We start from the raw sequence: 12,129 nt of genomic DNA, 5'->3' as shown, positions 1-12,129 counted from the left end.
CATGCGCTCCTCGGTTGCTGTTTCGGTCAGCCGGCGGCCGTCGGGATCGGCGGCTGCACGGGGGCGCCACCGCTCTTCGCGGCCTCGACCTGCTTGCGGAAGAGCTCCTGCGTCCACGGCCATGCGGCGTACTCGTCGGGCTTGAGGACGTTGGCCCACGCGGCGACGTCCTTCTGCTCCACCAGCACGATCGGGAAGGTGACCTCCTTCGGGATGTCCTTGCCGTCGAGCAGGTCGATCGCCTCCCACAGGGCGGCGACCGACTGGCCCGGGTCGGACATGACCGCGACCGAGCCGTTGTCGAGCTTGCTGTCCTGCCAGTACTTCAGCGCGCGACCGTTGGTCTCGAAGGTGACGGCCGGGACCGGCTTGCCCGCGCTGGTGAAGGCCTGCGCGACGCCGTAGCCGTCACCGCAGCCGATGACCCCGTCGACCTTCGGCACGCTCGACAGCACACCGAGCACGGCCTTCTGCGCCTTGGCGCCGTCGCACATGCCGTTGACCGTCGCGGCGACCTTCACGTCCGGGTTCTTGGCCAGGATGTCCTGCGTCGTCTGGTACATCTCCGCCTCGGGCTGGGAGCCGACCACGCCCCGGCTGACGATCACCGTGCCCTTGCCGCCGATGCCCTTCACCAGCGGCTCGGCGGCGGCCGTCGCCCAGTCCTTGAAGCTGTTGAGAAGCACGTGGGCGCAGGGGGCGTCGATCGCCGAGTCGAATACCACGACCTTGATCCCGGCGTCGCAGGCCTGCTGGATGACCGGCTTGAGCGCGGTCGGCGAGGCCGGGTCGATCAGCAGGGCGTCCGGCTTCTGCAGCAGCAGGCTCTTGATCTGGGCGACCTGCTCGGTGGCCGAGTTCTCGCCGGGGGCGTTGACGACCTTGAACTTGCCGATCAGCCCGTCCTTCTGCGCCTGGGTGGCGGCGGCCTCGAACTTGGCGATCATCGTCTGCCGCCAGCCGTTGCCGATGAAGCCGTTGCTGAGCGCGATGAACGGCTTGTCGCCGCCGCTTGCGCCGCCGTCGTCCGAGCCGGAGCCGCAACCGGAGGCCGTCACCGCGATTGCGGCCACGAGCGAGGCTGCGGCTGCGGCGCGCCAGCGCCGGGATGTGTGGTGGATGCGCATGGTGGGGGCCTCCAGGGAGAGCGGGCCCGCCGGAGCGGGACTCGGTGTGCGCAGGTCGCCTGCCGCCACGGGGGTGCGGCGAGGTGCAGTTATTACAGACCTGTAGTGACAGGTGCGCTAGAGCTGCGTTAAGAACGTGTTACACGTCACAGTGTTCTTGATAACAGGGGCATAACGGCCTGCGGTTTAGGGCACCCCGGGATCGCGGGACCGGGGCCTGTTCCCTGGGTGATCGGGGAGCCTGTAATGACAGGGCTGGCGACATGGCATGCTGTAGGTGATCGATGAGAAGGGGATCCATGACGATGACCTACCGGCGGTTGACCCGTGACGGGGGAGAACCGCTGTGGATGCAGCTGATGCGCGCGCTGCGCAGCCAGATCGAGGCGGGCGAGGTCGGGCCGGACCAGCCGCTGCCCTCCGAGGCGGAGCTGAGCGACATCTTCGGCGTCTCCCGGACCGTCGTCCGGGAAGCGCTGCGGGAGCTCGTCCAGCAGCGGATGATCTACAAGGTCAAGGGGCGGGGGGCCTTCGTCGCTCCACGTAAGACGGAGCTGCACTTCGTCGGCTCGGTGTCCGGATCCGCCCACGACCTGCGGGAGGCCGGCCGCCGGGTGGCCACGCACACGATCAGTCAGAGCCTCGGCGAGGCGGACCAGCGCGAGGCCGAACTCCTGCAGATCCCGTACGGCGAGCAGGTCGTACGGATGCGCAGACTCCGCCGGGTCGACGGACAGCCGTGGCTGCTCGTCGACACCGCCCTGCCCGCTCGCCTGGTGCCGGGCCTGGAGCGCGCCGTGCTCGAGAACCAGTCGCTCTACGACGTCCTGCGCCGCCGGTACGGGTTGGAGGCCGCCGCCGCCGACCGCTGGATCGAGGCGGTCTTCCCCAAGCCCGAGGACGCCGCGCTGCTCGAAGTCACCGCCTCGACGCCCCTGCTCGGCATCGAATCCGTGGCCTGGCTGCCCGACGGCACCCGCTTCGAGGCCTACTACGCGCTGCACCGCAGTGACCAGACCCGGTTCTTCGTCGGCATCCGGTGAGCCGCTGACCAAGGGATGGACGGTTCCGGTGCGGGGATGCCCTCCGCCCGCCGGTCTCCTCGCGTCAAGGCAGTTGCCTACCCGACAGATCGTGTCCGTCGCCGCCGCCAAGACATAGGTTGATGTCAAAGTGTGAGCGCGGGGGAGGCGTCAGCCGATGGACGCGGTGCGGGAAGCCCAGTCGAACGCAGGGCCTCGTCGGCCTGCTGCCAGGCCCGTCGCCGGGCGGGACGCGACCCGCTGGAGGGGTTTCCTCCGACTGGCCCGACTACGCTTCCTGCTGTACAACCTCCTGCCGGTGGGCCTCGCCGTGGCGGTGTCGGTGCACCAGGGCCACCCGCTCGACCTCACGTGGTACGCCGTCGCGCAACTGTTCGCGTGGACGGTCCACGTCATGACGCACTACTGCAACGAGTACTTCGACCTGGAGGCCGACCGGGCGAACGTCTACTACACCCCGTGGACGGGTGGCAGTCGGGCGCTCGTGGACGGGTCGGTCACACCCGTGGTGTCGCTCCGCGCCGGAGTCGTTCTGCTCGGCGCGTCGGCGCTGATGGTGGCGATCATGCCGTCCTGGCCGGCACGGGCGCTCGCCGCCGCGGCCGTGGCGTTGGCCTGGTTCTACACCGCGCCGCCGTTGCGGCTGAACTACCGAGGCGCCGGAGAGATGACGGTTGCCGCGATCCTCAACGGCTTGTGGCCCGCCGTCGCGGCGGTGCTCCAGGCCGGCACCGTGCCGGTGCTGCTGCTGGCCGTGCTGGCGCCGACCGCGGTGCTCCAGGTGGCCCGGATGATGGTGATGAACCTGGGGGACCGCCGGTCGGACGCGATGGTCGGCAAGCGCACGCTGCCCGTCATCATCGGTTACCGGCGGGCGGTGCGGGTGATCTGCGGAGCGCAGCTGATCGGGTACGCGACGCTCACCGTCTTCGCGCTGCTCGGCTGGGTGCCGTGGCTGGTCTGGGGCGCGATGGCCGCCACCGCGCCGCTGTCGGCGTGGCTCGTCGGGCAGCTCCGTGGCGGTGCCATGAGCGACCTCGACCCGGGGCGCATGACACCGGTGGTGTTCTGGGCCTCCAACCATGTGTCCCTGATCGTCGCCGCCGCGATGCTGGGCGTGATCCTGGACGCCGCGCGCCGCTCCGCCGACACCGGTGCGCTGGTCGTGCTCGGTGCGGTGCTCGCCGGCTACGGACTGCTGTTCGCCCACCGCCTGTGGTTGGCGCGCCGACCCGCCGCCGATCGGCAGGCCCGTGTCGGGGGAGCCGGGCCGACGGGCTGAACGCGACCGTGGTCCGCGCGGACCGAACGGACCAGCGGTCGTCGCCGTGACGAAGCCGACCCCGGACTATGCTGTGTCGCCGTCGCGGGTACCCGCGCGACACGTCGGAGGAGGAGTGCTCGTGCGACGTCAGCCCCTGGTCATCGCCGTCGCGCAACCACGAACCATCGCGTACGACGTCGTCGCGAACGCGGCCGGGCACGCCGACATGGTCTGGTCCGCGCAGGCGCGGGTGGTGGTCTTCCCCGAGCTGTCGCTGACCGGATACGAGCTGGACGCGCCCGCCGTCACCGCCGATGATCCGCGGTTGGCGCCGATCGTCGATGCCTGCGCCGAAACGGGGTCGACGGCGTTGGTGGGCGCTCCGGTCCAGGGCGAGGCGGGCCGGGAACACATCGCGATGCTGGCCGTCGACGGGGCCGGCGCGCGTGTGGCGTACCGGAAGAGGCATGTGCACCGGTCCGAGGAACGGTTCACCCCCGGCGACGGACCGGCGGTGCTCGACGTGGACGGCTGGCGGCTGGGCCTGGCGATCTGCCGCGACACCCGGTTCCCGGAGCACGACGCGGCCACCGCGGCGCTGGGCATGGACGTCTACGTCGCCGCCGTCCTCGACCACGCCCGGGACGCCCACGCGCCGGCCGAGCGCGCCCAGCGTATCGCCGCCGACCGCAAGGTGTGGGTCGCCACGGCGAGCTTCGCCGGGTCGACCGGCGGGGGCTTCGACGAGGCGGCGGGCGGCTCGGCGGTATGGGCGCCCGACGGCGGGATCCTCGCGCAGGCCGGGATCGAGGCCGGGGAGATCGTAGCGGCCACGCTGCGGGACTGCGCCGCGGCCAGGTAGGTCCCCGAGTACGCCAGTCCCGCGGTGATGATCAGCGCCCGCGCTCTCCGAGCGCGATGGTGAAGACCTGCTGGAACAGGGCGGTGCGAGCGGCCCCGCCCGCCCCACCCCCGGGACCTGTCCGGCGGGCTCGGCCATGAGTCGCTCGTGAGGCTCCGGGGCGCTCTCCTCCGGCAGGTGCCCCGGGATCGCGAGATGGCGAACCGAGTGCGTTACGCCGTCAAGGACGAGGAGCTCCTACTGGTCCCGCGCCTCACCGACCATGGATTCGCCGGCGGCGCGACGGAGTGAGTGGTGCCGGGAGAGGTCCTCGTGGGCCGGCGCGCCCTGCCGGACCCGCTCGGCCGAGCGCACCGTCGGCTGGGCCGGCACCCGGGGCGCCTCCCCGCTCTCCGTGACCAGGGCCTCGGTCTCCTGGACCAGATAGTGTGGCCGGCGCTTGGTCTCGTAGTAGATCCGGCCGATGTACTCACCGATGACGCCCAGGATCGTCATGTGGATGCCGCCGAGACCGATCACGCTGACGATGATGGTGGTGTAGCCGGGTACGTCGATCCCCTTGCTGACGGCGTCCGCGACCACCCAGGCCATGTAGACCACCGCGATCAGCGTGAGGAACAGGCCGCCGTAGATCGCCAACCGCAGCGGCCGGTTGTTGAACGACAGCAACCCGTCGAACGCGTAGTTGAAGAGCTTGCCGAACGTCCACCTGCTGCGGCCCGCCTGGCGGGCCTCGTTGCGGTGCGCGACCACCACCGTCCTGAACCCGATCCAGGAGAACAGCCCCTTGGAGAACCGGTTGTACTCGGGCATCGCCAGCACCGCGTCCACCGCGAGCCGGGACAGCAGCCGGAAGTCACCCGCCCCGTCCAGCAGCCGCACGTCGATCCACCAGTTGACCACCCGGTAGAAGGACCGCGAGGCCAGGGTCCGCAGGAACCGGTCGCCGCGCCGGTCCCGGCGGACGATCACCTGGTCGAAGCCCTGCCGGTACAGCGCCACCATGTCGGGCAGCAGCCGGGGCGGGTGCTGGAGGTCGGCGTCCATGATGACGACCGCGTCCCCCGTGGCCCGCTCCAGGCCGGCCATCATCGCCGCCTCCTTGCCGAAGTTCCGGCTCAGCGACGTGTACCGCACGGCCGGATCCGTGGCGGCGAGCCGGCGCAGGGCCGCGAGGGTGCCGTCGGAGCTGCCGTCGTCGACGTACACCACCTCGATGTCCACGTCGGACAGGTCCGCGATGGCGGCGGTCACGGCCGCGTGCAACCGCTCCACCGACGCTTCCTCGTTGAAGCAGGGCACCACCAGCGACAGGCGCACGTCGTCACTCCGCCCGGCCCGTACCGGCGACACCCCGACCGGCGCCGGGACGCCCCGCGCTCACCCGGTCACAGGTGGTAGACCAGCACGCCATCGATGTCCTCCCGGGTGATGCCCAGGCCGTCGACCGGCCGGGCCGCGATGCCCTCCCACGGCGTCCCGGCGGCCCAGCCCGGCAGGGCCACCACCGACCGCACCCCGATGCTCCGCAGGTACGCCACGCTGCCCGGATCGGGGAAGGCCGCCGTCGCGGCCCGGGTCTGTGCCTGGGTGACGGGCTCGAATCCGGCCAGCCCGTTCGTCACCCGGGGGAACCCGTCGGTCGTCCACAGCATGAAGATCAGGTCGACCGCGCCGCCGGCCGGCAGCACGAGCATCGGCTCCGTCGCGGCCCGCATCGCGGCCGGTGGCGTGGGCACCACCGGGTGCGGCGTCCGGTTGACCCCCTCCACGCCGACCAGGGCCAGCGGCACGAGCAGGACCGCCGGCGCCAGGAGCCGGAGCCAGCCGCGGGGCGACCACCGCCGCACCGCCCGGGCGAACACCGTCACCGTCCCCGCCGCCAGCACCGCCAGCAGCAGGCTCGTCCAGTGCATCATCCGGCCCGGCGTGCGCAGCGCGTCCCACCCCGGCAGGTGCTTGGACAGCGTCAGGTAGCCGGGGTCGCCGTCGCCGCCGAGGGTGGCGCCGAGGCCCAGCAGCACCGTGCCGAGCACGCCGAGCCCCAACGCGATCCGGTGGCGGGCCGGATACACCGAGACGAACATCCCCGCCGCGGCCAACGCGAGCAGGGTCATTCCGGGCAGCAACGCCATCTCCGGCGGCCAGGACAGCTGTTCCCGGGCCGCCGCGTGCCGCTCGCCCCACAGCCACGAGTCCGCCGGTGCGGTGACGAGCCCGATCGGCGGGGGCGAGAACATCTCCGTCCAGGCCAGCGTCCGCTCGGCCTGCGGGTTGAGGTCGACGACCCGCAGGTAGACCAGGCCCAGCAGCAGCGTCACCGCGCCGAAGACGGCCCCGCCGGCCAGGTCCGCGACCAGCAACCGCCGGCCGAACTCGGGCCGGCGCCTCCGCCGCCACCACGACCACCCGTAGCAGCCGGCCGCGACCAGCACGGCGGCCAGCAGGAAGTACACCAGCGGCAGCCCGATGCCGAAGCCCAGGCTGACCTGCCAGGCGGCGACGAGCCATCCCGCCAGCGCCCAGCCCGGCCGCCGCCGCTCCGGCCGGTACCCGTACCGCAGCGACCATCCGTGGCCGCGGGCCAGCATCGCCAGGCACAGGGCGATCCCGCCGCTGGACAGGATGTTCAGGTGACCGGAGTGCGCCAACCGCCACGGCGCGAACGCCCACGCGACCCCGGCGACCGCCCCGCCCAACCGGCCCGCCCCGAGCTGCCGGACCAGCGCGTACGCCCCGACGAACGCCAGCGCGTGCAGCAGCACGTACATCACGTTGTACCGGACGAGGGCGGCCTCGAAGCCCGAGCCGAGCATCCCCACCGGGGCGTACCCGAGCAGGGTGTCGCTGTAGGCGAACGTGTACGTCTCGGGGAAGAACGTGTTCGAGTGCCAGAGGCCGGACGGGTTGTTGAGCACGGCGTGCCCGGCCCAGGCCATCTGCCACGCCTGCAACGTCGGGTCGCCGATGTCGCCGGGGACGGTGCTCGCCGGATGCCGGATCGTCGGCCAGGTCAGCACCACCGCCAGCAGCACCCCGCCGAGCACCGCCAGCGTCCACTCGTGTCGCAGCCAACGCCACCGGTCCCCCCTGCCGGGGCGCCCGGCGGCGGGGGCCTGGTCGTGGTCGGCGATCTCGGCGGACGCTCGGGCGTCCGTGGACCCGGTGGTCATGGAGATAGATGATTCACGATGCGCGGCGCGGTGTCGATCCGCGGTCCGAGATGTGGGCTCGCGCCGGGCCGGAACGTCGACCCGGGTGCGGCGGGGGCGCCGGGTCGCGCCGCCCGCCGCCCCCGTTCACCGGCCGGACGCCAGCTCGGACCGTCGCGGCGTACGGGGAATCCGCACCAGCCCGCCCTGTTGTTCCCCGCGTCGGAGCCCGTCGGCGGGTAGTAGATGTTGCCGATGACCCAGATGCACCTTCCGCTGGCGTAGGCCGTCACCGGATCGGCGTAGTACCGGTAGGTGCCGTGGTCCCGGTCGTCCGCCGCCAGCAGCCGGTAGTTGCTGGTGCCGGACGAGCAGACCCACAGCTCGACCGACATGACCTTGCTGACGCCCCAGGTGTTGGCGCTCGACACGGTCCGGGCGCAGCTGTAGCCACCGCTGTAGTAGACCTCCACGTGCCCGTACCTCGTCGAGCCGTTGACGGCAACGTCCCCGTACAGGTCGAATCGCCCAGGATTCGCGATCGCGAGGTGGTCAAGGGTGCCTCCGTTCTCTCGGTGTCACGCCGCGCCGAGCGGCGCGTGTCGCCCGACCCGCGGCACCCCGGCGGGCGGCGACGTGGCCGCGTACGTCGATGGCGGGGGCGGTTCGAGACCGGCACAGTCAACGCCGTCCACACCCGGCGGCCGAGTGATTCGAACTGGTTCGAATCACTCGGCCGAGCCGACCGGCGCCGTTGCCGGACGTTGCCCGCCGCGACGGCGTCGACGGGGGGACATATCGTCGGTGCGGTGATCACCGTCCGACCCGACGTGCGGGCGCCGGCCGGCACCCGACCGCGCCGAGGGCGGGGGCTGCCGCGATGAGCGGCCCGTCCCGCATCCTGATCTACGCGGTGTACGGCGCGGGCAAGTCGACCCTCGCGGCGCGGCTGGCCGAACGCCTCGGGTTGCCGTGGTACCCGGTCGACGACCTGCTCTGGCAGCCCGGCTGGGTCGAGGTGCCGCTCGCGCGGCAGCGCAGCCGGATCGAGGAGATCTGCCGACGCGACCGCTGGATCCTCGACGGGGCGTACCACGGGTGGCGCGATGTGCCGCTGGCCCGCGCCGACCTGGTCGTCGGCCTGGACTACCCCCGGTGGCGCTCCTTCTGGCGCCTGCTGCGCCGCACCCTCCGCCGGCTGCTGACGGGGGAGGAGATCTGCAACGGCAACCGCGAGTCGCTGGGCAGCGTGCTGTCCCGGGACTCGATCCTGGTGTGGCACATCTGCGCGTTCGGTCGGGCCCGGCGGCGGATGCGGGCCTGGCAGGCCGATCCGTCCGGCCCGCCGGTACTGCTGTTCCGCTCCCCGGCGGCCCTGGAGCGCTGGCTGGCGGGTCTGCCCCGTCGGTGAGGCTCGGCGGCGCTCCCCGGTGCCGGGTTCGCCGTCCTTCGCCGTCCTTCGGCGATCGGCGGCCCGGTGATCCGGGTCCCTTCCGTCCGTTGAAGTTTTCTGCCAGGATGCATCGATACATGGAAGACTTTCTTCCTTGCGGGGTGCTCGTCCGCCGGGCCGGCGGCGGCCACCCTGCCCGCCGCCGCGACCCTCGTCGGGCCTGTGCCGCTGGTGCTGGGCCGCGTCCATCCTTCGGGAGGAAAAGTGCTGACCAGGAGAAACCTGCTGACCACCGCCGCTGCTGTCGCGGTCGGGTCGGCGGTAACGGGGCAGGCCGCCCAGGCGGCCCTTCCCGTGGTGGACATGGAGGCGCTCATCAAGGCCGCACAGACCGATCCGCGTCGGGCGGACACGGCGATCACCGTCGGCAGCAGGGAGAGTGTCCTGCAGGTGGAGCGCGCCCTGCAGGCCCGGGGGTTCCTCGCCACCACGTACGTCGACGGTCACTTCGGCACCAGCACCATCGCGGCCTACGCCGCCTACCAGCGCTCGCTGGGATACTCGGGCCTCGACGCCACGGGCCTTCCCGGCCAGACCTCGCTGCGGCTGCTGGGCGAGCAGCGTTTCACGGTGACCCGGGTGCTGTCGCCGGGCAGCGTCGTGGCCTTCCGCGGTGTGCAGGTGAACACGCGTACCAGGGCCATGTTGCTGGAGGCCGAGCGGCTGCTCGGCGGGCAGTTGACCATCACCCAGGGCTCGTACAACGTCAGCAACCCGGCCTCTGCCGGCACCCATGACGGGGGCGGGGCCCTGGATCTCTCCGTCAGCGGCATGTCCACCACCTACCGCACCAACGTGGTGCGGCAACTGCGCCGGGTGGGCTTCGCGGCCTGGCTGCGCACGCCGGAGCAGGGAAACTGGCCCTACCACATCCACGCCATCGCCCTGGCCGACACGGACCAGGCCGTGAACGCGCAGCACCAGGCCGGCGACTACTACCTCGGTCTCAACGGGCTGGCCAACCGGGGCGCCGACGACGGCCCGGCCGTCACCCCGAAGGTGTCCTGGGAGGAGTACCTGCGGACGACCTGATCCGGCCGGTGCCGGGGAGGCGGGCAGGGCGGTCGGCAGGCAGGGCGGTCCCGGCTGGTTTCATCCGGTACGTTCCGGGCATCCGGCGACATGCCGGTCGACATCATGGATCCCCCACTGCCGTCACACCTGCAGCTGGAGGTCACCTCGGCGTGCAACCTGCGCTGCATGATGTGCCTGGTGCGGTACCGGCCGCCGGTGAACAAGATCGCCGGCGCGATGCGACCGGAGCTGTTCCACCGGCTGGTGGGGGAGATGCCGGGACTGAACCGGCTGACCCTGCAGGGCCTGGGCGAGCCGCTGCTGTCGCCGTACCTCATGCAGATGATCGAGGCGGCCGTCGCGCGGCGGATCACGGTCGGTTTCAACACCAACGCCACCCTGCTCACCCGGCGCCGAGCCGAGGAGCTGGTGGCGAGCGGGGTCGACTGGCTGCACGTCTCGCTCGACGGCGCCCGGGCGACCGCCTACGAGGCGGTCCGCGACGGCGCCGACTTCGACACCGTGGTGGCCAACCTCGCCGGCCTGGTACGGGCCAAGCGGGCCGCGGGCAGCGCCACCCCGTGGATCCGGGTGGTGTTCGTGGCCATGCGGGACAACGTCACCGAGCTGCCGGAACTGGTGCGCCTGCTCGCCCGGATCGGGGTGGACGAGCTGCACGTGCAGAACCTCTCGCACAGCTTCTCGGACGCCGATCCGGCCGGCCGGTACGACGAGATCCGGCAGTTCACCACCGACCAGGCGCTGTGGGCCGGTGCCGATTCCGGCCGCGCCGCCGACGCCTTCGCCGAGGCGGGCCGGGTGGCCCGGGAGCACGGGGTGCGCATCCGCCTGCCGCAGGCCGGCGTTCCGGCCGCTCCGAGCCCGCTGCCGGAGCGAGGATGTTCCTGGCCCTGGGACGCCGCCTACATCACCAGCGCCGGCGTCGTGCAGCCGTGCTGCATGGTGATGGGCGACGACCGGGTGTCGCTGGGCCGGCTGGGTGAGCAGAGCTTCCCGCAGATCTGGTACGGCGAGGCGTACCGCGAGTTCCGCCGGCGCCTCGCCGGTGCGGATCCGCCCGAGGTGTGCCGGGGTTGCTCGCTGTACCGGCGCACCTTCTGACATCCCCGGGCCGGCCTGCGCGCCGGCCGGGTCCTCTCCGCGGCAGCACCGGCGCGGATCCGGCTCAACCCGTCCGGGAGACCGGGGGGAGCTCCGCCGTGTCGGCGCCCGTCGCCGCGGCCGCCTGTCGGTCGCCAGGCGGCCGCGGGGGCGAGATCCAGGTGACCATCACGACCGAGATGATCATGAGAAGGAACCACGACGCGAGCTTGGCCGGCGAGACCGGGTGCCAGCCGCCCAACTGGGTGGGGTACAGCCAGGCCTGCGACCAGGTGGCGATGTTCTCCGCGAGCCAGATGAAGAGGGCGACGAGGAGGAAGGCGAGCAGGAGCGGCATGCGCAGACGCGCCCGGAAGATGCGGAAGTGCATGACACAGCGCCCGAACACGAGCGCGACGACCGCGATGAGCAACCACCGGATGTCGAAGACGTAGTGGTTGGTGAAGAAGTTGGCGTAGATCGCGGCGGCGACGACGGCCGTCGTCCAGCGCCTGGGGTAGCGGTCGAAACGCAGGTCGAACAGCCGGTTGACCCGGACCATGTAGGAGCCGACCGCGGCGTACATGAAGCCGCTGAAGAGGGGCACCCCGCCGAGCCGCAGGACGCCGTCGGGCGCGTAGGACCACGAGCCGATGTGGGTCTTGAACAGCTCCATCGCCGTGCCGACGAGGTGGAACAGGATCACCACCCGCAGTTCGCGCAGGCTTTCCAGGCGTCCGGCCACCATCGCGATCTGGATGCCCGCCGCGGCGAGGGTCAGGAAGTCGTTGCGGGCGAACGCCGCGTCCTTCGGATACCAGAGATGCGCCGCGAGGATGACCGCGAGCATCGCCCCACCAAACACGCACGCCCAGGCCTGTTTGAGCCCGAAGACCGTGAACTCGGTCAGCCAGGCGGCCGGTCCGCGCCGGGGCAGCCGCGCCAGGACCGCGCGGAAGCGGGCATCGATCGCACGTTCGGCCGTGGTCAGGGCGGCCGGTCCGGACCGGGTACGCATCGCCCCGACGCTAGCGTGCCGGCAGGTCGGGCCGGCACGACCGCTCGCGGTGCGGCTGCTCGCACCCCGGCGACCACGGGGCCCCGGCGGGGGGC

At 72.1% G+C, this 12,129-nt stretch carries 11 protein-coding genes; 6 read left to right on the top strand and 5 right to left on the bottom strand.

The genetic code is table 11. The features are described 5' to 3' along the window. Positions 1–26 precede the first annotated feature (26 nt). Complete coding sequence (locus tag ACGF7U_RS26980) at positions 27–1,073, bottom strand: ABC transporter substrate-binding protein (protein ID WP_393111280.1); 1,047 nt, start codon at positions 1,071–1,073, stop codon at positions 27–29. Positions 1,074–1,426: 353 nt separating this feature from the next. Here ACGF7U_RS26980 and ACGF7U_RS26975 point away from each other — a divergent pair, with 353 nt between their 5' ends. The 3 genes from ACGF7U_RS26975 to ACGF7U_RS26965 all read left to right on the top strand — a co-directional run bounded on the left by ACGF7U_RS26975 (position 1,427) and on the right by ACGF7U_RS26965 (position 4,296). After that, positions 1,427–2,170: a GntR family transcriptional regulator gene (locus ACGF7U_RS26975; RefSeq protein ID WP_393111278.1), complete on the top strand. Its 744-nt coding sequence runs from the start codon at positions 1,427–1,429 to the stop codon at positions 2,168–2,170. A 298-nt stretch (positions 2,171–2,468) separates the two neighbouring features. Beyond that, positions 2,469–3,452, top strand: a complete 984-nt coding sequence (locus ACGF7U_RS26970; RefSeq protein ID WP_393111276.1) for a prenyltransferase — start codon at positions 2,469–2,471, stop codon at positions 3,450–3,452. Between the two features lie 115 nt (positions 3,453–3,567). Continuing rightward, complete coding sequence (locus ACGF7U_RS26965) at positions 3,568–4,296, top strand: carbon-nitrogen hydrolase family protein (RefSeq protein ID WP_393111274.1); 729 nt, start codon at positions 3,568–3,570, stop codon at positions 4,294–4,296. A 237-nt stretch (positions 4,297–4,533) separates the two neighbouring features. On the opposite strand, the gene ACGF7U_RS26960 is transcribed toward ACGF7U_RS26965, so the two are convergent. The 3 genes from ACGF7U_RS26960 to ACGF7U_RS26950 form a co-directional block, all read right to left on the bottom strand. Then, a complete protein-coding gene (locus ACGF7U_RS26960) occupies positions 4,534–5,616 on the bottom strand; it encodes a glycosyltransferase family 2 protein (RefSeq protein ID WP_393111272.1) in 1,083 nt (360 codons plus the stop codon). A 68-nt stretch (positions 5,617–5,684) separates the two neighbouring features. Continuing rightward, positions 5,685–7,469 (bottom strand): hypothetical protein, encoded by a 1,785-nt coding sequence (locus ACGF7U_RS26955; protein ID WP_393111270.1) that lies wholly within the window; start codon positions 7,467–7,469, stop codon positions 5,685–5,687. Continuing rightward, complete coding sequence (locus ACGF7U_RS26950) at positions 7,466–7,921, bottom strand: hypothetical protein (RefSeq protein ID WP_393111268.1); 456 nt, start codon at positions 7,919–7,921, stop codon at positions 7,466–7,468. The genes ACGF7U_RS26955 and ACGF7U_RS26950 overlap by 4 nt, the downstream gene beginning before the upstream one ends. Before the next feature lie 407 nt (positions 7,922–8,328). Here ACGF7U_RS26950 and ACGF7U_RS26945 point away from each other — a divergent pair, with 407 nt between their 5' ends. From ACGF7U_RS26945 to ACGF7U_RS26935, 3 genes are all read left to right on the top strand, one after another. After that, the gene (locus ACGF7U_RS26945; protein WP_393111266.1) at positions 8,329–8,859 is read left to right on the top strand and encodes an adenylate kinase; all 531 of its coding nucleotides are present in this window, start codon (positions 8,329–8,331) and stop codon (positions 8,857–8,859) included. A 246-nt stretch (positions 8,860–9,105) separates the two neighbouring features. Continuing rightward, entirely contained in the window at positions 9,106–9,933 is an 828-nt protein-coding gene (locus ACGF7U_RS26940; RefSeq protein WP_393111264.1) for a peptidoglycan-binding protein, read from the top strand. A 90-nt stretch (positions 9,934–10,023) separates the two neighbouring features. Continuing rightward, a complete protein-coding gene (locus ACGF7U_RS26935) occupies positions 10,024–11,037 on the top strand; it encodes a radical SAM/SPASM domain-containing protein (protein WP_393111262.1) in 1,014 nt (337 codons plus the stop codon). Positions 11,038–11,101: 64 nt separating this feature from the next. On the opposite strand, the gene ACGF7U_RS26930 is transcribed toward ACGF7U_RS26935, so the two are convergent. After that, positions 11,102–12,034: a DUF817 domain-containing protein gene (locus ACGF7U_RS26930; RefSeq protein ID WP_393111260.1), complete on the bottom strand. Its 933-nt coding sequence runs from the start codon at positions 12,032–12,034 to the stop codon at positions 11,102–11,104. Positions 12,035–12,129 lie beyond the last annotated feature (95 nt).

Source organism: Micromonospora sp. NPDC047670, assembly GCF_043204915.1.
GTDB lineage: Bacteria > Actinomycetota > Actinomycetes > Mycobacteriales > Micromonosporaceae > Micromonospora.
This window is presented reverse-complemented; position numbering and strand designations above follow the sequence as displayed.